The 24,075-nt window shown below is 60.1% G+C and carries 19 protein-coding genes; 14 read left to right on the plus strand and 5 right to left on the minus strand.

Annotation, left to right across the window (positions count from 1 at the left end):
• The gene (locus T3A99_RS05375) at positions 1–924 is read right to left on the minus strand and encodes a carbon-nitrogen hydrolase family protein (protein WP_047226639.1); all 924 of its coding nucleotides are present in this window, start codon (positions 922–924) and stop codon (positions 1–3) included.
• Between the two features lie 94 nt (positions 925–1,018).
• Between T3A99_RS05375 and T3A99_RS05380 the strand changes: the two genes are divergently transcribed.
• Positions 1,019–1,918, plus strand: a complete 900-nt coding sequence (locus tag T3A99_RS05380; RefSeq protein WP_172833799.1) for a LysR family transcriptional regulator — start codon at positions 1,019–1,021, stop codon at positions 1,916–1,918.
• A 3-nt stretch (positions 1,919–1,921) separates the two neighbouring features.
• On the opposite strand, the gene T3A99_RS05385 is transcribed toward T3A99_RS05380, so the two are convergent.
• Positions 1,922–2,176, minus strand: a complete 255-nt coding sequence (locus tag T3A99_RS05385) for a hypothetical protein (protein WP_076384979.1) — start codon at positions 2,174–2,176, stop codon at positions 1,922–1,924.
• A gap of 160 nt (positions 2,177–2,336) precedes the next feature.
• On the opposite strand from T3A99_RS05385, the gene T3A99_RS05390 reads away from it, so the two are divergent.
• Positions 2,337–2,654: a DUF883 family protein gene (locus tag T3A99_RS05390; RefSeq protein ID WP_047226556.1), complete on the plus strand. Its 318-nt coding sequence runs from the start codon at positions 2,337–2,339 to the stop codon at positions 2,652–2,654.
• Between the two features lie 104 nt (positions 2,655–2,758).
• Here T3A99_RS05390 and T3A99_RS05395 read toward each other — a convergent pair whose 3' ends face one another.
• Positions 2,759–3,790, minus strand: coding sequence for an Ldh family oxidoreductase (locus T3A99_RS05395; RefSeq protein ID WP_322834023.1), 1,032 nt, complete (start codon positions 3,788–3,790; stop codon positions 2,759–2,761).
• A gap of 307 nt (positions 3,791–4,097) precedes the next feature.
• Between T3A99_RS05395 and T3A99_RS05400 the strand changes: the two genes are divergently transcribed.
• On the plus strand, positions 4,098–8,852 hold the full coding sequence (locus T3A99_RS05400; protein WP_322834024.1) for a dermonecrotic toxin domain-containing protein: 4,755 nt from the start codon (positions 4,098–4,100) through the stop codon (positions 8,850–8,852).
• Between the two features lie 196 nt (positions 8,853–9,048).
• Positions 9,049–10,050, plus strand: coding sequence for a FecR family protein (locus T3A99_RS05405; RefSeq protein ID WP_322834025.1), 1,002 nt, complete (start codon positions 9,049–9,051; stop codon positions 10,048–10,050).
• A 49-nt stretch (positions 10,051–10,099) separates the two neighbouring features.
• On the opposite strand, the gene T3A99_RS05410 is transcribed toward T3A99_RS05405, so the two are convergent.
• Positions 10,100–12,448 (minus strand): acylase, encoded by a 2,349-nt coding sequence (locus T3A99_RS05410; RefSeq protein WP_160892640.1) that lies wholly within the window; start codon positions 12,446–12,448, stop codon positions 10,100–10,102.
• Positions 12,449–12,715: 267 nt separating this feature from the next.
• On the opposite strand from T3A99_RS05410, the gene T3A99_RS05415 reads away from it, so the two are divergent.
• Positions 12,716–13,096, plus strand: a complete 381-nt coding sequence (locus tag T3A99_RS05415; RefSeq protein WP_047226560.1) for a fe2+ zn2+ uptake regulation protein — start codon at positions 12,716–12,718, stop codon at positions 13,094–13,096.
• A gap of 9 nt (positions 13,097–13,105) precedes the next feature.
• Here the strand turns inward: T3A99_RS05415 and T3A99_RS05420 are convergent, their stop codons facing one another.
• Positions 13,106–13,294 carry a hypothetical protein gene (locus T3A99_RS05420; protein WP_047226561.1) on the minus strand — a complete coding sequence of 63 codons (189 nt, stop codon included), beginning with the start codon at positions 13,292–13,294 and terminating at the stop codon, positions 13,106–13,108.
• A gap of 308 nt (positions 13,295–13,602) precedes the next feature.
• Between T3A99_RS05420 and T3A99_RS05425 the strand changes: the two genes are divergently transcribed.
• The 9 genes from T3A99_RS05425 to T3A99_RS05465 all read left to right on the plus strand — a co-directional run bounded on the left by T3A99_RS05425 (position 13,603) and on the right by T3A99_RS05465 (position 23,936).
• Positions 13,603–14,838, plus strand: coding sequence for an MFS transporter (locus T3A99_RS05425; RefSeq protein ID WP_322834026.1), 1,236 nt, complete (start codon positions 13,603–13,605; stop codon positions 14,836–14,838).
• Between the two features lie 27 nt (positions 14,839–14,865).
• On the plus strand, positions 14,866–15,993 hold the full coding sequence (locus T3A99_RS05430; protein WP_322834027.1) for an acyl-protein synthase: 1,128 nt from the start codon (positions 14,866–14,868) through the stop codon (positions 15,991–15,993).
• A 1-nt stretch (position 15,994) separates the two neighbouring features.
• The gene (locus T3A99_RS05435) at positions 15,995–18,406 is read left to right on the plus strand and encodes an acyl-CoA reductase (protein ID WP_316913154.1); all 2,412 of its coding nucleotides are present in this window, start codon (positions 15,995–15,997) and stop codon (positions 18,404–18,406) included.
• 52 nt (positions 18,407–18,458) lie between these two features.
• Positions 18,459–19,733 (plus strand): phenylacetate--CoA ligase family protein, encoded by a 1,275-nt coding sequence (locus T3A99_RS05440; protein ID WP_305468350.1) that lies wholly within the window; start codon positions 18,459–18,461, stop codon positions 19,731–19,733.
• Positions 19,730–20,674: a GNAT family N-acetyltransferase gene (locus T3A99_RS05445; protein ID WP_160892630.1), complete on the plus strand. Its 945-nt coding sequence runs from the start codon at positions 19,730–19,732 to the stop codon at positions 20,672–20,674. The genes T3A99_RS05440 and T3A99_RS05445 overlap by 4 nt, the downstream gene beginning before the upstream one ends.
• A 286-nt stretch (positions 20,675–20,960) precedes the next feature.
• On the plus strand, positions 20,961–21,407 hold the full coding sequence (locus T3A99_RS05450) for a DUF411 domain-containing protein (RefSeq protein WP_047226568.1): 447 nt from the start codon (positions 20,961–20,963) through the stop codon (positions 21,405–21,407).
• Positions 21,407–21,841 (plus strand): YqaA family protein, encoded by a 435-nt coding sequence (locus T3A99_RS05455; protein WP_047226569.1) that lies wholly within the window; start codon positions 21,407–21,409, stop codon positions 21,839–21,841. Before T3A99_RS05450 ends, T3A99_RS05455 begins: the two co-directional genes overlap by 1 nt.
• Positions 21,842–21,927: 86 nt before the next feature.
• Positions 21,928–22,959 carry an alpha/beta fold hydrolase gene (locus T3A99_RS05460; RefSeq protein WP_281459269.1) on the plus strand — a complete coding sequence of 344 codons (1,032 nt, stop codon included), beginning with the start codon at positions 21,928–21,930 and terminating at the stop codon, positions 22,957–22,959.
• Between the two features lie 11 nt (positions 22,960–22,970).
• On the plus strand, positions 22,971–23,936 hold the full coding sequence (locus T3A99_RS05465; protein WP_107322524.1) for a D-2-hydroxyacid dehydrogenase family protein: 966 nt from the start codon (positions 22,971–22,973) through the stop codon (positions 23,934–23,936).
• Positions 23,937–24,075 lie beyond the last annotated feature (139 nt).

Genomic DNA, 24,075 nt, shown 5'->3' on the forward strand with positions numbered 1-24,075 from the left:
TCAGCGAGTAAAACGCACGCCGGGTTTGGCCCGCTCGTCCACCACCAGTTCGAACACATCGGGCCTGGCGTAATGGCCGACCACGTCATAGTCGTAGCGCGCCGGTACCAGTTCATCGGTATCGATTTCGGCGGTCAACAACCCGCTTGTGCCTTTAAGCGGACCGGCCAGGACGTCCCCCATGGGGCCGACAATCACACTGCCGCCGGCAATCAGGGGACGCTCGGCAGGCCAGTTCGCCACTTCAATGCCCAGCGCCTGAGGCGAGGCCTGAACCTGACAGGCGCTGACCACGAAGCAACGACCTTCGTGGGCGATATGACGCATGGTCACCTGCCACATCTCCCGCTCATCCACCGTCGGCGCACACCAGACCTGCACCCCTTTGGCGTACATCGCGGTGCGCAACAGCGGCATCATGTTCTCCCAACACACCGCAGCGCCTACACGACCGACCTGGCTGTCGATCACCGGTAAAGTCGAGCCGTCGCCCTTACCCCAAATCAGACGCTCAGTGCCAGTGGGCATCAGCTTGCGATGCTTGGCCACCAGGCCGGCATCGGGCTCGAAATACAGGGCGGTGCAGTACAAGGTACTGCCGTCACGCTCAATGACACCCACTACCAGACTTGCCCCCGTGCGCGCCGAAAACCCGGCCAAGGCCTCGGTTTCACTGCCCGGCACGTCGATGGCGTTGGCAAAATAACGAGCAAAGGCCTCGCGTCCCTCGGGCAACCGGTACCCCAACTGTGTACCGAAGCTTTCTCCCTTCGGATACCCACCCAGCAGCGCTTCGGGCATCACCACCAAGCGTGCTCCGGCCTGGCGTACGGCATCTTCATAGGAAAGGATCTGCGCCAGGGTGTCAGCTTTGCCTCCGGGCAACGAGCCGATCTGCAGGGCAGCCACAATGGATTTGGGCATGGTTTTCAACTCCTCGATCATCTGGGGTTGCTGATTTTCAGGTGCCAGACGATCATGAATAAAGCCCCATACGCTGCTAAATGATATGAGTGTTATGAATATCGCGGATGTCGACCTTAATCTGCTCAAGACCTTCGAAGCCCTGCACGATGAATCCAGCGCCAGCCGCGCCGCGCTACGCCTGGGCGTGACCCAGTCGGCCATCAGCGCGGCGCTGCGCAGGCTTCGAAACCTGTATGACGATCAATTGTTTGTGCGCACTGGCCGCGGCCTGGCGCCGACCTTACGGGCCAATCAGCTCAAACCGGTGATCAGCGACGCACTGAATAAATGTCGCCAGAGCCTGGCGATGGTTGACCCCGATGCCAGTCACTACGAAGGTCGCTCGGTCATCGTCGGGTTGTCCGATGATTTCGAAATTGCCCATGGCCGGCGCTTGATCGAGGACGTGGCACGACGCGCGCCGGGGCTGCGATTGATTTTTCGCCAGACCCATAGCCAGATCGTCGGCCGGGCGCTGATGGAGCGCAGTTTCGATCTGGCGATCACGGCGGGAGGGTTTACCGAACGCTTGCTCAGCCGTCAGGTACTGGGCGAAGGCGACTACGCCTGTCTCGTCGACCCGGCCAGCCTGACGCAGGACCAGCAGACGCTGACCCTGGAGGCGTTCGTGGCCCGTGAGCATCTGCTCGTGTCTTCCGGTGGGTTCATCGGCATCACCGACGAAGGGTTGGCCGGCCTTGGGCTGAGCCGGCGGGTGTGTGCCTCGACCACCCACTTTGCCGCCCTGCCGTTCCTGCTCAAGGGCAGCCAGGCCGTGGCGACCATTCCGCTGCATGCCGCCGCGGCGATCGCCTCCCTCAGTGGCCTGGCGTTGCTGCCCTGCCCGCTGGACCTGCCCCGCTACCCGATCGAACTGGGCTGGCGAACCCATACGCAGATGGACCCGGCCGTGGTCAAGGTGCGTGAGGCTATCATCGCGACCTTTGCCTGAGGTTTATTTGTTGGCTGCCATCAGACGATTGACTTCACTGCGCACCATGTTGGCGTACTCAGGCGGCGACATGCCGTCCAGTTCGGCACGTACCCATTCGGACCACTTGCCCTTGCGCTTGGAACGCTCGCCGAACAACCGGGCCGCGTCACCCTTGGCCTTGCCCAGATTGTTTTGCCACAGTTCAAAAAGTCGGGACTTTTCGTCTTCCAGTGCCGCGCGCTCGGCCAGGGGCTTGTCAGCCAGATTGAAACTCATGGGAATTACCTGTTGCGTAAATATGCGCCATCTTACACCTTGAAGAGGCGCGTCTTAACCACGTTTTATGATCCACAGTGCTGCCGCTGCCAGACGCTGCAACTTTTGCTCAAGGGCAGCACTCCATTGTTCACTGCCATCATCAGCAAGGAGTACCTCAATGGCTCGCAAAAGCACGCTGCAAGGGAATGGAGAGCAAATCAAGGATCAAGCCTTCAGCGAACTGAAGGCTTTGATTGAGGAATCGGAAAAGCTGCTCAAAAGCAGCGCCTCACTGGTCGGCGAAGACGCTGAAAACCTGCGCGACCAGATCTCGCAGAAGCTGCAACAAGCCCTGGATTCGGTTGCCAGCGCACGGGAGCGGACCCGGCCGATGGTCGATGCCACCGAAGTCTATATCGGCGGACATCCATGGCAGACCGTGGCCATTTCCGCAGGCTTCGGCCTGGTGGTGGGGTTGTTGCTCGGACGCCGTTAAGCCCTTGGCAAAAACCTGTTTGAATGATCACTGATAGTGTGGCGAGGAGATTTATTTCCTCGCCACTGATGCGTGAACCGCCAGAGCCTCATCCGAAGCCGGCTTTACAAACCCGCCAACTCCCGCAACTGCGCCAATGTCTGCTCGTCCAGTGCGATCCCCCGCTCATTGGATTTGCTGCGCTCGTTGTGTCGACGATCACCCGGCAGCCGTCGCAACCCGACACCATGCATCTGTCTGACCAGCTCCTGGCTGCGCTCGGCGAAGTTCTGCCCGGCGGCCTTGCTCGGGTCGATCACAATCAACAACTGGCCGGTCCAGGGTGTCTTGGCCCCAGGATGGTTGTGCCAATCGAACTCGAAGGAAAAGTTGCCACCGGTCAGGGCGGCCGCCAGCAGCTCGACCATCATCGACAACGCCGAGCCCTTGTGTCCGCCAAAAGGCAGGAGCGCCCCACCTTCGAGAATCGCCTTCGGATCGCAGGTCGGCTGACCGAGGCTGTCCACCCCCATTCCTGGCGGTAGTGACTCGCCCTTGCGTGCAGCAATCTGCACATCTCCGTGGGCAATCGCGCTGGTGGCCAGGTCGAAGACAATCGGCTCACCATCTGCCCGTGGCGCAGCGAAGGCAATGGGATTGGTACCAAAGAGTGGACGGTCAGCACCGTGAGGCACCACGCACGTCATGCTGTTGACCACGCTCAATGCCACGAGACCTTCATAGGCAAACGGCTCGACATCCGGCCACAGGGCAGCGAAGTGATGGGAGTTGTGGATCGCCAACACTGCAATCCCGGCGCTGCGGGCCTTGGCCACCAGCAACGGACGTGCGGCGGCCAGGGCCGGCTGGGCGAAGCCGTTACCAGCGTCCACCCGTACAAACCCTGATGCCACATCTTCGACTGTGGGTACTGCCTGACCATTGACCCAACCACTTTTCAGCGTCGAGACATAACCGGGAATGCGAAACACCCCATGACTGTGGGCGCCATCACGTTCGGCTCCGGCGCAGTTTTCGGCCAGGGCCCGCGCGACCTCGGCCGACGTGCCGTGTCGCAGGAATATTTTCTCCAGCAAGCTCACCAAAGCGGAAAAAGACAGGGTGCTTGAACCGGCATGATCGGATAGCGCAGACATCTGAAGCTCCAGAGTGATTGTTGGAGGTAGCAACAGCGTAAGGGGAACCAGCCGGCTGATTAAACACCGCTTCACTGTCGGAGCAAAGCTTGCTCGTGCCGGATTACGCTGATCACCGCGCTTGGGTGCGGTAACTATGTACCACCTTGGCTCATTGATCGTTGCCTAGTCTGGCCGCTCATCCACCAAACGTGCCGCCTCGCGGCGCCTTGAGCGAGAAGCAACGATGACCACTGCAACGACGCCGTTATTATTTCCCGAGGTATTGGCCGCCAATAACCTGGAGGACTTGAACGCCCCCCACGGATTGACCCAGGCCGACCTCGACTGGCTGCACCATGTGTCCCTGTCCAACCATACGCTGCGCGCCGCACAGACGCCCCCCATGTCTGCCGAAACGATTCGCTTGCAGGTCGACGCAAACGCGCCGATCCCGCTGGCCGGCTGCCTTGTGCTCAAAGCGCTGACAGACGCAGACGCAGCGCAGACCCAGCCTGCGTTCCTCTACACGCCCTACGGCGGAATCAGAAAATTCGACAGCCCCGAAGCTCTCGAAGAGAAGATGGAAGCAATGCTGGACAGTCCAGCCGAGCGTGACGATCTTTTTCGGCTGTTATCGATTTCCCAGCGCGCCGAACTCAACAGCACCTCCGCGATCAGAACGACCCGGCAACGTATCGACGGTGACGTCTTCAACACCCTGGTCGAGTCCATCGAGTTCGCTCAAAGCCTCAACGCCCGAACAATGGTGGATGAACTGATCAAGTTACCCTCCCTCAGTACGATGCTTGACGCGATCTTGAATGAGGTGCTGTCCAACTTTGATCATCGACAGACCCGCGTAACCATGAGCACGGGGAGTAGCGCGGGGAATCAGAAGACAAGCCAGTTGACCAGAAGCATGACACTCAGCGAGGCGGTCCTGGCCTACTTCCACAGCCAGGGTCGGCCCGCCGGGCAAGACGTTGACTTCATTCATCCAGGCATCACCGTATCACCGCAAAACAAGCGTCAATGGGAGAGCGTGTTGAAGGTGACCGCCAGCAACCTGATCCCCAGCCTTGCCCACTGTATCGACGCTTATTGGGACGCCACCGGCCCGTTCAATACCTCGCGCCGGCGCTTTCTTTCCCAAGTTCTCAGCGATGCGCTACAAGCCACGATTCTGATCAAGCGGGAGAAAAGACAACTCACCGAGGCCCACGCCCAGGAACTGCTGCGGCTGTACAGGCCATCTCGCCCGGACGAACCGCTGCTGTTTATCGAAACCCTGCGTCTTTGGGAATATGAGCCGCTCTACGTAGAGCTGGCGGGTTCTTTGATGATCAGCGCCAAGGGACACTATCTCTATACCCCCAGTCACGGCCTTGAGAAAGTCGACAACTACCTGGGTTTCAAGGATGCACTGCTCAATACCCCCACCGGCGCAGGGCGAAAGGAAGAACTCTACAGTCTGCTCAGCCTGGAGGAGCGCAACCGCTTCCTGCGCTTTGACGATCCCCAGGTGTCAGGTAAGGCGGTGACGTGGCCGGTATTCGAGTCTCTGGCTGATGCGATCATCGGCAAACAGTCGAAAAACCTTCATTTTGCAATGGAGATGTCCCGCCAGGGGGACGTGGACGTCCACGCGCTCGTTGACAAGGCCCTGGACATACGCAGCCTGATCGGCAAAAACCTGCTGACGCAAAAAACCGCTGGACACTGGGGCACGCAGCCGGTTTTTTACGGGGACCTGCGCCCGTCCAATTTCATGGCTGATCAACTGGAGAGGAAGATCAAGAGCTACGCCAGTGTCGAAGAGGCCTTGAATGCCGAACTGAGCCGATTGCCACTCTCCAGCGACACCTCGCTGCGTCACGCATTGAAAGGCCTTCTTCCTAAACTGACCAACGTATTTTCCCTGGGAATACGTGCAGAAGCCGAACTCAGAGAACTCAACGCAACCCTGTCTCCCGCCGCGCGCGACCTTATCGCCGCGGTCTTTGCCTTTGATGCCGAATATCCGGACCGCACTCAACGCATCGGGGTAAAGGGCTTCCGGCCCGATGTCTATTCGCTGAGGCTGGCATGTACCGAGGACGGCAAAACCGTCTCCTTGCCGCTGGCCAATTGTTTCCTGCTGACCGAACGCGGCGGGCTGGATACGCCTCATTCCGGCCTGGCAATTCTCTGGACACCGGCCGATGGTTTACAAGTGTTTGCCTCAGTCGAACTTGCCACCCAGCAATTGAATCGCCACCTGCTCGACTCACGAAAGCGCTCTGGTCTGCTCGCCAACCTCTGGCCCGCCCAACGCAAGCCCCATGGACGCTATCAGCTTGATGGGTTTGAGCTGATCGAAGACAACGTGCTGCTCAATCGGATGAAGTCGTTCAACGCACTGTTCGAGGCCCAATACAGGTATCTGAGCACGCTAAAGAGCGGGGACTGGCAACTGACAGGGCCTGAACGGGTAAAAAGCCTGGGCACATTGCTTGAAAAGGCCGCGCCTACCAATCTGACACACGCCACACGTATCGCCCAGGCGATCCGCTTGCAACAGAAACTCCCCGCCTGGCTTGGCGCCGCACCACTTGAAGAACAGCGCCTACAGGTTGACCTGCTTGAGCAATACAGAAGCAGTGTCGACGATGACGAGGATTATCTGGACGGTATCGAGCCCCTGCACACCTATGTGAGCAAAAAGCTCAAAGCGCTCCTGGATGCGCGTTTCGCCATAAAAGACCTGGATCCCGCCACCCTGTTGATCACCCCGAACCATGCGTTGGCGGGGCCCGCCAGCAGCTTGACCGAGTTCGCCCTCAATCATGCCGACTTCACTCAAAAGACAGGCTTCAGGGTGTCCTCGACCTCCGGGCGCGCGTTGCCCGACAGCCTGAACGAGACGGCTGTCAGGCAAATGCTTTCGTTGGACATCCCCACCGCCTATAAAAAGATCGTACTGGACGAACTCTCCACTACCTCGACCGATGGCCAGAAAAGAAAGCAGCGATTTCGCCGGCAGTTGCCCTGGCAACTGTTGCAACATGCCCACGCACTGCATCTACAACAGCACCTTTCTCCCACAGGGTTTGACTTGATTCGCCAGGTACTGGACATGCCGGATGCCATCGCACGCCAGGCAGTGGACGGCGCCAGCGCGTTGATTCGTCCACTGGAGCTGATCAAAACCCGGGGAACTGCGGCGATCAAGGCACTGGGGCTCTACCTGATCGGATCAAGCACCGATGATACTGCCCCCCATGTGCTGTATTCCCCCTACCATGCGGGCCACAACTTCACCGAGTTCAAGGACCAGGCCAGCCTCATTGCAGCCTTCAACACGCCGGGCGCGTTGCAGGACCTGCTGATTCGTCGACTTCCCGAAAGCCAGCAAGCCACGTTCAAGAACCTGTTCGCCGCCACGGTCGGTTCTCTATCGGAAATCACCCTGGCTTCCAATCCGATCAAGACCAACCTGTTCGATGTATTGTTCAACGACAATACAACCCTGTTATCGGACATGCTGAGCGCACAAACAGAAAAAAACCGCCAGTTTGACTGGGAAACGGCCCTGCATTTGTTCAGCGCCGGCGTCAAACTGGTGGGGCGGCAGTTGCAAGGCAAACTGACGTTTATCGAAACGCTTTGGGAAAGTTACCAAGACTTCAAGGCCTCTTCTGAATCCCTGCAGCAGCATGACTGGAAAGCAGGCTTGCACGACTTCATCGCCGGCGCGGCAGAGATGGTCTCACTTGGCTTCCTGAATCGCGACGACACCTTCGGCCTGCTCGACCCGATAAGTCCCGGCACGCAGAACGCCTCCATGGCGACCCCGCCCCGCTGGAAAGACATCGCCTCCACCGCCCCGACGCGCACCAACCTGCGGGCCTTCGAAGCCACGGAGGTGAGCCTGCACAACCTGCAGAAGAACCGGATCGACGGAACCTACAGGGCCCCAGGGTCCGACAAGCTTTACGCACCTGTTGCCGGCATGGTTTTTCAGGTGGCCAAAGCCAATCAGGTCTGGCGCGTGGTCCATGAACAGGGAGAGGGCCCAATACTGAGGCAGTCGCCTGATAACCAGCAATGGACCGTAGACCCACAACGGCAGACCATTCGCTACGGCAAAGTGATGTCAACGCTGGCCAATTCCTACAGCGACTACAAGGCTTCAACGTCGCTCAACATTGAGGCTCGGGGCATGGCGCAAATACGCCGCAAATACCCGGCTTACGCAAACATGATCGAGCAGGCCCTGGAGGTGGCCAGGTATTACTCATTCAACGCCCTGCATAATCTGGATCAGATCAAACATCAGGTCCCGCCGGGCTCTCGGCTGGATACCTTCCTGAAGACGTTTTTTGGGGTGAGGACAGTCGACGCCAGCCTGATCAAGAAAATACACACCGCCGTCTCGCCGCTGTGCCGAGCATTGGCCGACCCGTCCTGGGAAACCCGCAACGCCAAGCGCCTTGTAATCGGCCGTTTGAAATACATGGACGATAAAGCCACTGCATTCGTGCTCGAACCGGAAACGGCAGGAAGAATCTATCTGACCCAGTATTTCTTCGAGGTCGGATTGGATTGGTACAAGGACGCGGTCCCGGATTCCTTCAATGTCGATGCCCACGCCCAGGCCGCGGTGCTTATCCACGAAGTTTCTCATCAGCTTTTCGACACGCTCGATATTGTCTATCTGGACGCGGCACTGCCGTTTCTGGACCTGATTTCCAATGCCACTCAGTTCGGACATTCAAAATACAATTATCAAAAGGACCAGCAACGCAACGGGCTGTCGTTGACCACGCCACGATCCAAACTGTTCATGGGCTGGGACAGTGCAGCCGGCGGGCTCAAGAGCCTGGAGCTTTTCCCCGAGCATCGGAATATGGCCCGGGAAATCCTGAAGATGACCGGCGCCAGAAGCATGAGCGAGGCGCGCAGTATCTTTCTGGATCCAGGTTCACCGACAGCACGCATCGACGTGATCTTGCGAAACGCCGACTCCATGACGCTACTCATCTGTGAGCTGGGTCGACAGCTGGACTCCCCACCCTTGAGTCCCGCTGCCACGTTTTAAACGGCCTCTGCGAACGCTGCGCGCGGACGGGTCTTGATCTTTTTTTCACGAGATGTATGCCACGCTATAACCACGACATACCGGTGTTCGAGCCTTTGACCGGAAAAAACAGGCTCATTTTGATGTGCAAACGCCATGATGGCGGTTCTCGACAGGTCATGCCGAAGGTTAGAATGCGGCAAACCAGGAAGAGTCAATGACCGAACATACACTCTCGGAAGCCGAATACGACGCCATTACCGATGCGGCCGCGCATTGGTGCATGCGTTTGCACGCCGTCGACTGCACCGACGCCGAACGGCTGGCATTCAAACAATGGCACGATGCCGATCCCCTGCACGCTTTCGAATACCAAGCCATGCTGGAGATCTGGGCCGTGGCCGATCATCTTCCGCGTGTCGAAGCGGCACCATCTCCCGCGCCAATACCGCGACCTCGGTCCCGCTGGAGTCGGATGGCTGTCGCAGCCGCGGTGCTTGTGCTGGGCGTGCCCCTGGCCGCCTACACAGGCTGGAACCTGGGCTGGGTTGCCAACTCCTACGAACGATTCGAAGCGGATACAAGCGTGCGTCACATCACCCTGGGTGACGGCAGCCAGGTAGAACTGAACCTGGGCAGTGAACTGGTATTTGCCAATTACAAGAATGAGCGTCGGGTGACGCTGAAAAAGGGCGAGGCGTTTTTCGACGTCAGCCATGACACACAACACCCATTCGTTGTACGGGCCGGCCAGGGCCAGGTGCGCGTGACCGGCACTCGCTTCAATGTATGGATGTATCAGGATCAGGTCCGGGTGACGCTGGTGGAGGGCTCGGTATGGGTGACCAGCAACCAGGCACTTGCCAGTAACGGCTCGCAACTGTCGCCGGGCATGCAGGCCAGCTACAAAGCTGGCGACTACCAACCGCAAATCCGTGAAGTCGATGCCAACGACAGCTCGCTGGCGTGGCGCAACGGCAAGCTGGTGCTGGACAACCTTGCCCTCAGCGATGCGCTCCCGCTGATCAATCGTTATCTCGAGCATCCCGTCATGCTGGCCGACAACAGCACGGGCGCCCTGCGTATCGGTGGTATCTACAACCTCAACGAAGTGAAGAACCTGGTGCCTTCGTTGCCCAAAGTCCTGCCGGTCTACCTGACGCAGAACCAGGACGGCAATCCAGTCCTCAACTCCATCGGTCAACGGCCGTCCAACTGAAAAAGCCGCGACCTGATCAGGTCGCGGCTTTTGTGTAAAACAACAGCGATCAGTGCGCGGCCACCCTGCCCGCCTCATCACGCTCACGGATGATCACCGCCTGATAGTGCGGATCGGCTTTGATCTGCTGTTCGGTGAACGGTAGCGCACTCCATTGCTTCTTCGAGAATGCCTGGGTCTGGTCGGCCGAATACGGCGATGCCGGGTCGCTGGAAATGGAAAATGCCAACAGACCTTCAGCCCGAGGTCCTTTGCCATCAAAACTCACCACTTGCAGATAGCTGGTGCCGCTGACCACTTCCCGTTTGCCGTTGGCCCCTGGCACGCTCTGAATCGCGTTATAGATCCCCAGCTCACCGGGGCCGCCGTGGATTGGCGTCTGCCGGCTGCCACTGCTGGCAACCTGGATGTCCTGCCAGCGGCTATCCTTCGGCAATCCGGCGGCCTTCACAGAGGCCTGCGAGGCCAGCATGGCTTGACGCACAGCCTTGTGCACCGGGGCACGCTCAATCGCCAGGCCGTTTGGAGTATGTCGCGGGTCTTGCGGATCGAACGGGACACGCCATGAATCAGGCACCCCCTGCAACTGCGCCATGATGCGCTGGAAATGAATGAAGCCCAATCCGCTGTCCAGGCCAGCGGTTCGATCCCAGACCCTGAGATCGTTGCACACCTGGGTCAACGTCACGGCATCGGCCCCCAGGTCACCGGCACAAAAGCCCAGCAGGTCGGGCATCACCTGATCAGCAAGGTAGACCTGGTCGTCCATGACCATACGCTGCAAGTCATCGACCTTCACCGGCCCGTCCTTGGCCAGTTGACCCAGCCGCTGCAGAGCAAAACGCGCACGCAGGCCCAGCGGTTGGTCTTGCTGGCTGATCAAGGGCGAATAACCGGACAAGGGTTGTGAAGGGTTGACCATCCAGGCCGAATCGTTGGAATTTTGCACATAATCGCGGCGCAACAACTGCGGTAGCTTGTCGGCGGCGTAAATGCCTTTTTGCACGGCCTCGGGATCGATATCCCAGGCGCATTCGCCGCGTGAGCCGTCCAGTACGATGAGTTGCAGCCCTGCCCGCGGGTCGCTGCAGCGGGCCAACTTGTCGGCATCGACGTTCGGTACCACCGACACGTTCATGTAGAGACTTTGCCCCTGATCGTCCACCGCCAGGGTGTTGACCCATGGAATACCGTGGATCTCATGGACCGCACTCTGCAAGTCCTTGAGCGTGACGGCCTTGTTCATGGCGTACCACTGGGCGAGCACCCGATCATTTTCCCGGTTCGCATCGCGCAGGCTGTAGGCGAACTTGTCATCCCAGTCCAGCCGGCCGGGCCATTGCACGATCGGACCGAACTGCGAGCCGTAGACCACCCGCGAAACGCTCTGCACCTGGCCATCGGGTTGTTTGATGTCCACCGTCACCGTCTGTTGGCTCATCGGTACGGATTGACCATCGAGCAGGTAGCGGGTCGGGTCTTTCGGGTCGAGTTGCAGACGGTACAGCGTGAAATGTTTAGAGGTGTCGACGGTGTGGGTCCAGGCCAGGTGCTGGCTGAAACCGATGTTGATCACGGGCAAGCCTGGCAGGGCCGCGCCCATGACGTCCAGTTTGCCGGGAATGGTCAGGTGCATCTGGTAAAAACGCATGCCCCCCAGCCATGGGAAGTGCGGGTTCGCCAGCAACATCCCACGCCCGTTGAAGGAGCGCTCACTGCCGATGGCGACCGCGTTACTACCACGCTCCAGGGCGAAACGCTGCTGCCGGGTCGCAGCGCCTGCGAAACCTGTCCTCGGCTCGCCAACGTCCGCCGTCGCTTGTGGCGGCTGAGCGCCCGCCAGGGCTTCGGCGAACTGGCCGACGCCACCTTCCACCAACAGGCGCCGGGTCAGTTTGACCAGGTCCAGCGCGGTGATCGGCCGCACCCACTCACTGGCACATTGCTCGGGCAGGCCGATGGCCTTGCGTTCGGCCAGCGCGCGGTTGAAACCCGCCACATAGCCTTCGACCAGTTGCTGTACTTGAGGCGTCTGGGCTTGCCAGAAACCGGAAACGGCTTGCGGCGTGTTGAGCCAGTTGAAAAATACATCGCTGACGCGGTTCTCCCGCTGTTCGAGCGTGACCTGCTCCGGGCCGAAGTAGCGCGAGCGTTGACCATTGACCGTGACGATCTCATTGGCCAGCAGGCATAAATTATCCTCAGCGTACGCATACCCGATGCCGTAGCCCAACCCGCGCTCATCCTGAGCCCGGATATGTGGCACGCCAAAACTGGTGCGGCGGATCTCGGCACTGGCCTGTTCTTTATCACTTTGAGCGCTGGCGACGCAGCTGAACCCCAGGCTCACTGCGAAAAACACACCTGCGAGGCCAAACCTCGATAACTGCCCGGACATTCTCACGTTCACTCCTGATCCAATACTTTCTAAAACCAGGACGGCTGCCTGGGAATTCACATACCGCGTGCCTGGCCGGAATGTGCCTCCCTTGAAAACGAATGGGATGAAAAAAAATTAATGGCCTGGCACCGCCTGACTACGGGCGTTTGATCGCCTCCAGACAAATTTTTCAGCTTTTTGCCTTCATGATTGGCCGCGTTCGTTCGTCCTATTACAGGAGAGTATCCGTGACCTTTTCTGAACAGGCTGGTAAGGAGTTTTTGCATGCATGACGCGCGTCAGCCCATGGAGGGCAAGCCCAGGTCGACCGGCGTTCCGGCGACAGCCACTCACAACCTGTTCGACAGGCCGGCAGAACGAGGTAGCAATGAACACATCAGGCTTTTGCTCAAGAGCTTCGGCCTCAGAACCAGCCTGATTCGCCTCAAGGTCATCGATGCATTACTCAAGGCCGCCGATGAAAACCGCAGCCTGGGTGTGCGGGGCGTACACAGTCAACTGCTGGGGCTGGACATTCCATTGTCCTTCCTCAGCGTGCGCGAGGTGTTGAAGCGCCTGTGCAGCGAGGGTGTCGTCACCCTTAACCCCGATAAGACCTACAGTTTGCACCGCAAGGCCATGCACGTGCTCCAGGGCGGGGAGTGACGCCTGCGCTCAGGGCTTGACCTTGCGTCGCATCACGCCGTTGATCACGACCACGATGACCGCGACGGCAATCGCGATGTATTGAAACAGCTGCTCGCTGATCATGCCGTTGTTCTGCATCCAGGTCAGTCCCAGCATGATCGCCAGAACCACGAGGACCACCAGAATCGAGTATTTCAAACGTTGCGATTGAGTCATTGCCAATTTCCTGAATGTATCCGCTCTGTATCCCCGTGCTTGCCAGCCCCATACCGTGTTTTGGAAATAGCGGGCAGCAGACGGGGTCTCATGGTACAGCCGAACGGGCGTACTCACGCAACCGAAGCCCATCAGATTAATTACCTGCATCACCACAGAAGTCCGCCCCTGGCGGACTTTTGTCTTACAGAATTAACTCATATTTCTGCCACAAACAAAGGGGAAGACTTCTTTCGGCCCTGAATTCCCCCAACGTATTCTCGAATAAGAGGCGCTTACCTCCTTACCGAAAATCGACGTTGGAAATCATGCAAACCTTGCTGGCAACTCTTTCGCCAATACGATTGACAGGTTTTTGCCTGGCTATCGCTCTTTTCGAACTATTGACTTATCTGGCCAGCGACCTGGTCATGCCGGCCATGCTCGCGGTGACCCGGGAACTGGATGCGCCCGCGGATAAAATCCCCTACGCCTTCAATCTGTATCTATTGGGCGGTGTTCTGCTGCCGTGGCTGATCGGTCCGTTATCCGATCGCTATGGGCGTCGTGCATTCATGCTCGCCGGTTGTGCCGGTTTTGTCCTAGCTTGCGCGGCGATCACCCTGGTCACCCACATGCAGGGATTCAACGGGCTTCGTTTGATCCAGGGTATGGGGCTGGGTTTCGTGATCGCGGTCAGCTACCCGGCCATACAGGAAGTATTCAACGAGTCGGACGCTGTGAAGGTCATGGCGTTGCTGGGCAATCTCGCCCTCCTCTCGCCCTTGCTGGGGCCGCTGCTGGGTGGCTTGCTGCTGCAATGGCTGTCCTGGCGCGAGCTGTTCATGTTGCTGGCAGGCCTGGGGGCAGTGAGCTGGCTGGCCTTATGGACATTCATGCCCCGAAGCCCCGGTCTGGCGCACTCCTGCCCCCGGCAACCGGCCCTGGAGCCGTTCGAGGTGCGCACACTCATCAGGCGCTATGGCGCGCTGCTGGGTCACTCCGGCTTCATGGCCGCGTGCGTGGCGCTGGGGTTGATGAGCCTGCCGCTGATTGCCTGGATCGGTCTGTCCCCCCTGCTGCTGATCCAGGACCAGGGCCTGTCGCCCCTGGTGTATGGCCTGTGGCAAATCCCGGTGTTCTCGGGCGTGATCCTTGGCAATCTCCTGCTCAATCACCTGGTAGAGCGGGTGGGCGTGCGCGGGGTATTGCGCTACAGCCTGTGGCCCTTGTCTACCGGCCTCATCGCACTGGTGATCGCCAGCCCGTTCAACCTTGGCGTACCCGCGCTGGTCAGCGGCCTGGCGCTCTACGCCCTGGGGCTGGGCATGGGCAACGCGGCCTTGTATCGATTGGCGCTGTTCGCCAGCGACGACAGCAAAGGGCTGGTCTCGGCCATGGTCGGGATGATTTCCATCGCAGTGATGAGCACCGCCGGCTCACTGCTCGCGCTGCTGGGCGCCGGAACAAGCCTGAACGCCTTTGCCTTGATGGTCGGCATTGCCGGGCTCAGCTGCCTTGTGGCGCTGCGTCTGTTCCTGTCGCAACCGGCCGCTCACGTCTGAAAATCCCCTCCCTGAGGAACGTTACCCATGATTCATTTTCCCCACGCCGATGCGCTGTGTGCATTGGCGCAGCCTTACGATCCCGATTCGGTACCTGCTGGTCTGTTTGATCGGGCCATGGCCCAGATCAGCCTGTTCCATTGCCACCACACCCCCGGCTACGAACACTGGCTCAACGCCAACGGCCTGGCGGTAGAGGATCTGGAGCATTTGACTGACTGGTCGCGCTTGCCGCCCATCTACGCCAATTACTTCAAACAGCGCTTGTTGCTCAGCCCCACCGGCGAGAACGCGCTAGAGCTGACATCCTCCGGCACCAGCGGCCAGAAAAGCCGCATGCGCTACGACGAGCGCAGCATGGCCGCGGCCCAGGGCATGGTGGCGCGTATCTTTGAACATTACGGCTGGTTCACGCCGGATTCGCCCTGCAACTACCTGTTGTTCAGTCACGAACCGGAGAAGGTCAATCACGTCGGCACCGCTCATACGGACCAGTTCTTGCGCAGCTTCGCACCGGCCAATCGGATTTTTCATGCGCTGCGGCGCACCGGAAAAGGTCATGAGTTCGATGTCTTTGGCGCGATCCGGACCCTTCAGGAGTTCGCCGAAGAGGGCCTGCCGGTGCGGATCTTTGGCTTCCCGGCGCTGCTGTGTCATGCGCTTGAGCGCATGCGTGAAACCGCGACGCCGAACCTCAAACTTGCCCCCGACTCCCTGGTATTTCTGGGAGGCGGCTGGAAAAAACAGGCCGCCCAGGAGATCCCCCGCCACGAGGTCTATGAACACATCACCCGGCAACTGGGCATTGAGGCGCACTGCTGCCGCGACGGTTACGGTGCCGTCGAGCACGCCGTGCCGTACATCGAATGTGCGCATCACAGGTTTCATGTGCCGGTCTATTCGAAAGCTTTCATACGTCACCCCTCGAACTTCAGCGTCCAGCCCTTCGGCGAGGCGGGATTGTTGTCGTTCGTCTCGCCTTACATCTCTTCCAGTCCCGCCCATGCCGTGGTGATGAGCGACCTGGCGACCCTGCATCCGGCCAATTGTGAGTGCGGCCTGAACACCCAATGGTTCGAGCTGCACGGCCGGGCCGGCACCAGTGCCAGCCGAAGCTGCGCCATGGCCGCTTCCGAATTGATCAAGGAGAATTGATATGTATCTCATCAATGGCCAACTGCACGCTGATCTGCCCCTCGATACAGCCCTTGAACGCCTGCAGACGCAACTGCCTGCTCTTCTGGACGCACCGCCCCCCAGTGATAGCGTGCTCGATTGTGCGCAGGCGTTCGCACAGATGCTGCGGGCCCCAGAACAAACTCCGTTCCTGGACGACGACCAGCGCCAGGCACTGATCGCCTTCTGCGAACGCAAGCATTTGAGCCGCAAACTCGAACGGGAGCTGGGGGCGGACGCGCGCTCGCTGCGCCGAATCGACTATAGCGATGGCCCTTTCGAAAGCTGGCAACCCCTGGGGCTGGTGGTGCATGTCACCCCCGGCAATGCTCCGCTGCTGGGGTTCTTCGCGGCACTGGAAAGCCTGCTGGCGGGCAACGTCAACTGGCTGCGACCCAGCACGCGCGATGCAGACCTGACGGCGCGGGTGCTGGCGACGTTCCTCGATTGCGACCCAAGCGGCCAGTTGCGCGATTACGTTGCGGTGCTGCCAGTGCCCTACCACGAGTGCCGGCGTCTCTTCGCGCTGGCCCAGGGCGTCAGCGCCTGGGGTGGCGAGACAGCACTCAAGGCCATGCGTGACCAGCTTCCAAGCGGCTGCCGCTGGATCGATTGGGGACATCGCATCAGCTTCGCCTATGTCACGCCGCAAGCCGTCAACGAGCAGGCGCTGGACAGTCTGGTGGATGAGGTCTGCCGCCTCGATCAGCAAGCCTGTTCCAGTCCCCAGTGGCTGTTGGTGGACAGCGACGAGCCGGCTCAGATGCTGGCACTGGGTGAGGCCCTGGCTGACGCATTTGAACGACGCGCCGGACAATGGCCAGCGTTGGAAACCAGTGCAGCCGAAGCGTGCGAGATCACCACCCGCACGGCACTTGCCCGACTCGACCACAGCTTTGCAGGACAAACCGGCCAGATTTGGGAAGGCCACGGCTGGCGCATTATTTGGGAGCATCACCGCGACCTGTTGCCATCGCCACTGTTTCGCACGCTTTTGTTACGACCGGTGCCCCACGGGCTGATCACCGAAACCCTGCTGCCCTGGCGAAACGTGTTGCAGAGCTGCGCGCTGATCTGTGAACCGCAACGGGCGCCTGAACTGGCACGTCGCGTCTTGGCCGCCGGCGTGACCCGCATCTCGGCAACCGCAGACATCCAGCAAGGCTACGAGGGCGAGCCTCACGACGGCGTCTACGCGCTGCAACGATTGAGTCGTCGGGTATCGGTCGGTCTTGAACCAGAGGTCGCCAGTCATCGTGTGACACTGGACGCCCCGCCGACCACGACACCCATTTCACCCTCGACGCCGATCATGGACAAAGCGGCATTCCTGGCGCTGCCTGCCGCACCCGAGGCCCAGTTGTTCTTCCGCTCAGGTGGTAGCAGCGGCGCACCGGTGCTGTCGCCCTACAGCTACCGCGATTTTGATCGCCACATGCGGGCCGCCGCCGATGGACTGCGCGCGGCCGGTCTGGATCCGGCGAAGGATCGGGTGATGAATCTGTTTTATGGCGGCAACCTCTACGGTGGCTTCTTCAGCTTCTCGAAAATACTGGAGCACATGAACGCCGTGCATTACCCCATGGGTGCGACGTCAGATGCGGACTTTGAAGAGATCGCACGGATGATCGTCGCTCACAAGGTCAATACCCTGGTGGGCATGCCAAGTACCTTGCAGCGCCTGTTTTCCAGCCAGCGAGAAACCCTTCAAGGCTACGGCGGCGTGCGCAAAGTCATGCTGGGCGGCGAGCACCTGGGGCCAGGCTGCCGTCAGTTGCTTGAGGACTGCGGCGTGACAAGTATTCGCTCAGCCATCTATGGCAGCGTCGACGCGGGTCCCCTTGGCCATGCCTGCACTGCCAGCGGCGAGGGTGTATTCCACCTCATGGAGGACATTCAACACCTGGAGATCGTCCAGCTGGAACTGGACGCTCCGGTCGCGTCGGGGGAAACCGGACGGCTGCTGTTCACTTCGCGCAGACGCCAAGCGCAGCCCCTTCACCGCTACGAAGTTGGTGATTGCGGGCGCTGGCTCACCGCTCCCTGCCCGTGTGGCCTGGAGTCACCCCGGTTCGAGTTGCGCCAGCGCCACGGCGCCCTGATACGCATCGTGACGTACCTGATCAATACCCACGAGCTGGCTGAGCAGGCACAAACGGCCATTCAGATCGTACTCGATTACCACAGCAGCGGCTGCGAACGCCTGTTGATTCGCGCCGATGGCGATGCACAAACGGTCCGGAGCCAGGTCATGGGCCTCGAACTGCTGTCCACGCTGGTGGAGTCCGAAATGCTCGTACTGGACGTGCAATCCTGTCCGGCGACAAGTTTCGAACATAACAAACACAGCGGCAAAGTACCGCTGGTGATTGATCGCAGAATCACCGCTTGATTGTTTTCCCGTGTAATTGAATAAGCGGACGTTAGAGTCCGAGAGAACCCTGATGAGCACCTCTTTACCATTCGAACAATGGCTCGCCCATATTCGTACGCATTCAACGTTCTACCGCAAGTCTTTACGGCATTTACCCGCGCAGAATTGCGCTCTGGAGGATTTCCCCATTGTCGACGTCGCCGACTATTGGGCCGGCAGTCATGACCTGGACCATTGGGACGTACTGACCGGCAAAGTCGAAGACGCACTGATCTACAAAACCGGTGGCACGACCAGTCAGGGAAAGCTGTCTGTGTACACCCACGCTGAATGGCAGCGGATGCTCGAATGCTTCGGTCAGAGCCTGGCAGCACAACTGAGGGCTGGTGATCGAATCGCCAACCTGTTCTTTTCCGGAGACCTGTACGCCAGTTTCCTGTTCATTCATGGCGCCCTTGGCAAAGTCGATGTAGCCATCACCGAATTCCCGTTCACCGGGGCGGTGGATCTCGACGTGCTGACCGAGGCGGTGACCGGCCACCGCATCAATGTGCTGGCCGGCGTGCCTGCGCACCTGCTGGCGTTTGCCGACCATTTGGATCAACAGGGGCGAACGCTGCCCGGCATCACCACCGTGCTGTTCGGCGGAGAAAATCTGTTCGACAGCCAGTTGCCTGCGTTGCAGCGCGCCTTCCCACAGGCACGCTTCGCCTCCATCGGCTATGCCAGCGTCGACGCCGGGCTGGTGGGCGCCAGCGCACCGGACTGCAACCTGGGCGAGCACCGCGTATTCGGCGAACAGATACGGGTGGAGATCATCGATGAACTGAGCGGTGAGGTCATCCAGGCGTGCGATCGGCCCGGCAATCTGGTGGTGACCAACCTCACCCGAACCCTGATGCCCATCGTGCGGTATCCAGTGGGCGACCGAGCGTGCTGGCGCGAGCCGGTTGGCACCCCGCGACGCAAGTTCGCGCTTCAGGGCCGCAGCGCGAAAAGCCAGCGAGTGCGGGTAGGCGTTTTCTCACTGTTTTCGCAGGAAATCAGCGACATCATCCGCAGCATTGGCGGTGACCTTCAGTGGCAATTGATCATCGAGCACGCACAGAACAACGACCGCGTGTTGCTCAAATGGGTGCCTGGCGGGCAAACCCAGGCTTGCCAGTCACTCTCCAACACATTGAAAGCTGCCTTGACCAAACAGTATCCGGGTATCGACCAACTCGACCTGCACGTCCAGGCCTGCGGCCTGCAAGCGTTGGAACGCCATCCACGCTCTGGCAAGCACCTGTCGATCATCGACCGCCGCACCTATGCTCCGTTGACAGCGAGGCACGCCGGATGAGCAGCGTGGTCATCCGAGCGTTCAGGCCCACGGATGGCGTCGGAACCAGCGAATTGTTCCGCCGGGTTTACGGCGATCACTACGTCTCACCAGACGTCTACCTGCCACACATGATTGGCCTGCACAACCTGCTGAACCGTTGGCACTCCATGGTCGCCGTGGAGGATGAGCGCGTGGTCGGTCATGCCGCATTGTGTCGGCAGACGGCCGATGGTGAAGACGCGGAACTGGCCCTGATCGCGGTGGACCCCGCGGTGCAGGGCGGCCAGATTGCGACGCGCCTGGGGCAGCAATTACTCGACAGCTGCCAGGACCTCGGACTTGCCAGGCTGTCAATCAAGCAAGTCACCAGCCATTGCTACAGCCAGCGTCTGGCACAACGCCTGGGGTTCCATGACACCGGGCTGCTGCCTGACCATGTGCCCTCACCTTTCGCCACGGTCCACGCCGAAACCATCGTGGTCGGCAGCCAGGTGGTCAGCGGCCATCGCCGCCCGCTGCCGCACCTCAAATGGCCCGCGGCATGCCAATGGCTGACGCAACCCTTGGCATCGCTGTTTGGTACCTCGCTCGAGGCGCCCTTGCCTTCGGTACAGCCTTTTCAAATCCGACAGCTGCCCGGAAGAATCGACATTGTGGCCGGGTACATAGGCCTTCGCCTGGCCGGGCAACTGCTGCGCTTGCCGGCCCATTGGTCACTTTCAGTGCGACTCGGACTGCGTCAGCAATTCGCCGACGATTACCAACGATTGATGGACGCCGGATTCATCTTCACCGGGATCATGCCTGCCGAAGGCGACCCCGGCTGGCAGGCGCTGTTTCACCGTGGCGCCCTGGATCGCCCGCTCACCTTGCATTCAGAGCCGATGCAACGGCTCCACGAACAAGTGCAAGCCCAAGGGCACATCTGGAGGAGCGCCCAGGCAGGTTCGGCGGCTTGAAGATGAGTTGGCGCTAAAGCGCCCCAGGCTGTTTGCGCATGACCCTGTGGGAGCGAACCTGCTCGCAATGACGGCGGCAAGGTCGACACTGGCCAAGCTGAACCACCGCGATCGCGAGCAGGCTCGCTCCCGCAGGGTTCTGCGGTGGCGGGTGAATTTGCGCCGAACTTCGAATCAGTACCGCTTCCAACCTGACAACTCTGTAATCCGCCCCTCAGCCCACTGTCAGCTCACGCTCGCTACTCTGTTATCCTCCTCCCAAACTGTTCGACACGAGACTGTCCCCATGGCCAATCCCCTGCACCTGCTCGCCCTGAGCGCGTTTTTTGTCACCACCCTGGCCCAGGCCGCCGAACCGATCACCATTGAGGTACACCGCGATGCCAATTGCGGTTGCTGTAAAAAATGGATTTCACATCTGCAAGAAAACGGCTTCAAGGTCAACGACCATGTTGAAACCGACATGAGTTCAGTCAAACAACGCCTGGGTGTTGCGCCCAACCTGCGCTCCTGCCACACCGCCCAGATCAATGGCAAATTCGTTGAGGGGCATGTCCCGGCCGACCAGGTCCTGGCGTTGAGCAAACGGGACGACCTGCTGGGTGTGGCCGCGCCTGGCATGCCCATGGGTTCGCCCGGTATGGAAACGGACGGCATGAGTGATGCGTATCAGGTGATCGGCCTGAAAAACGACGGGACTCAAACCGTGGTGGCGGATTACCCGGCCCATTGATGGGCGAGGCTTACATCGGCTTGTTCCTGGCGGCATTCGGTGCCGCCACCTTGTTACCGCTGCAATCCGAAGCGCTGTTGGTTGGGCTGTTGCTCAGCGAACGCTATGAAACCTGGCTGTTGCTGGGAGTCGCCACCCTGGGCAACGTACTGGGCTCGCTGGTGAACTGGTGGCTGGGCACACGCCTGGAGCAGTTCAAGGATCGGCGCTGGTTTCCGGTCAGTCCGGCCCATCTGGACAAGGCCCGCGTGCATTATCAGCGTTATGGGCGTTGGTCGCTGCTGCTCAGTTGGATGCCCATCATCGGCGATCCACTGACCTTGGTGGCGGGCGTGATGGGCGAGCCGTGGCGGCGCTTTGTGTTGATCGTGACCCTGGCCAAAGGGTTGCGTTATGGCGCACTCGCCCTCGCGACCCTGGGCTGGATGGGTTGAACGTTCGCGACTTTGGGTTGCCTGTGGTTAATGTCGCCATAATCGGGCCACGCCAGGATCGGCCGGATGCCCAAAGGAGATTGCCCATGTCGCGTTCCACTGCTCGCTGGTTACCCAGCCTGTTTCTGACGGCCGCCCTGCCGCTGTTCGCCCAGGCCGAAAACCCGCCTGAAGGCCCGGCCTATGGCCCGGAACTCCAAGGCTTCGAATACCCCTACACACTCAAGCACTTCCCCCTTCAGTCCCAGGGCCAATCGTTGCAAATGGGCTACATGGACGTGCCGGCCCAGGGCGAGGTCAATGGCCGCACCGTGGTGCTGATGCACGGCAAGAATTTTTGCGCCGCCACCTGGGGCGACTCGATCAAGACCCTCAGCGAGGCCGGTTACCGGGTCATCGCCCCGGATCAGATCGGTTTCTGTACGTCCAGCAAGCCCGCTCATTACCAGTACAGCTTCCACCAACTGGCAACCAACACACAGGCCCTGCTCAAGGCCCTCGGGGTGCAGAAAAGCATTGTGCTCGGCCACTCCACCGGTGGCATGCTCGCCACCCGTTATGCCTTGCAGTTTCCCGATCAGGTCGAGCGGCTGGCGATGGTCAACCCCATCGGCCTGGAGGACTGGAAAGCCCTCGGCGTGCCCTACCGTACCGTGGACCAGTGGTACGAGCGCGAACTGAAACTCAGTGCCGACGGTATCCGCAACTACGAGCGCACGACCTACTACGGTGGCCGCTGGAAACCGGAGTTCGAACGCTGGGTGGACATGCTGGCCGGGCTGAACAAGGGGCCGGGGCACACGCAAGTCGCGTGGAATTCGGCGCTGATCTACGACATGATCTTCACCCAGCCGGTCTACTACGAATTCAAGGACCTGAAAGTACCGACGCTGCTGCTGATCGGCACCTCCGACACCACCGCCATCGGCAGCGACATCGCGCCGCCGGCCGTGAAAGCCAAACTGGGCCGGTATGAAGTGCTGGGCAAGCAGGTGGCTCAATTGATTCCCCAGTCGACCCTGGTGGAGTTCGCCCATTTGGGGCATGCCCCACAGATGGAAGAGCCGGACCGGTTCCACCAGGCCTTGCTGGGCTGGCTGAACAAACCCATTCCCTGACGAGGTGTTCCATGGCGGTGCAAATAGCAGTCATCGATGATTGGCAGGACGTAGCGCGGGACGTGGTGGACTGGTCGGTGCTCGATAGCATCGGCCAGGTGACATTTATTCATGAGTACCCTGCCGAGCGCGACACCCTCGCCGCGCGCCTGCACCGCTTCGAAGTGATCTGCGTGATGCGTGAACGCACGCCATTCGACGAAGGCCTGCTGCGCCGCCTGCCCAACCTCAAGCTGTTGCTCACTGGCGGCATGCGCAATGCCGCCCTGGACCTCAAGGCAGCCGCCGAACTGGGTATCCAGGTATGCGGCACCGAAAGCTACAAGCACGCAGCCCCCGAGCTGACCTGGGCGCTGATCATGGCCCTGACCCGCAACCTGGTGCAGGAGGCCAATGCCTTGCGCGCCGGGCTATGGCAACAAGGCTTGGGCGGCGACCTGCATGGCAAGACCCTGGCGATCCTCGGCCTGGGCAGCATCGGCACACGGGTAGCTCAGTTCGGCCAGGTCTTCGGCATGCGGGTGATCGCCTGGAGCCAGAACCTCACCGCTGAACGGGCCGCAGAGGTGGGTGTGACCTACGTGAGTAAACAGCAACTGTTCGAACAGGCTGACATTCTCTCGGTGCATCTGGTACTCAGCGAGCGCTCCCGCGGTTTGGTGGACGCCCAGGCGCTGGGCTGGATGAAACCCCAGGCGCTATTGGTCAATACCGCACGCGGTCCAATCGTCGATGAAGCCGCCCTGATCGACGCCCTGCGCGACAAACGCCTGGCCGGTGCCGCCCTGGACGTCTTCGCCGAGGAACCCCTGCCATCCGACCACCCGTTCCGATCCCTGGAAAATCTACTGGCCACACCGCACGTGGGTTACGTCACCCGGAACAATTATCAGAAGTTCTATTCCTTGATGATCGAAGACCTGCAAGCCTGGGCGGCCGGCAAACCGATCCGCCTGTTGACCCCCACTGGCGACTGAACACGTTTTAAGTGGGAGCAAGCCTGCTCCCACAGAAACAGCGTATTTCCGGGCCAACAATGGCCACTAAAATGCCTCTATTTCACCCGCCCCCTGATGGTGCATCGCGCCATTGCATCGCGCACGCCGATGAAACACC

Source organism: Pseudomonas sp. N-137, from assembly GCF_034555295.1.
GTDB classification, from domain to species: domain Bacteria; phylum Pseudomonadota; class Gammaproteobacteria; order Pseudomonadales; family Pseudomonadaceae; genus Aquipseudomonas; species Aquipseudomonas rhizophila.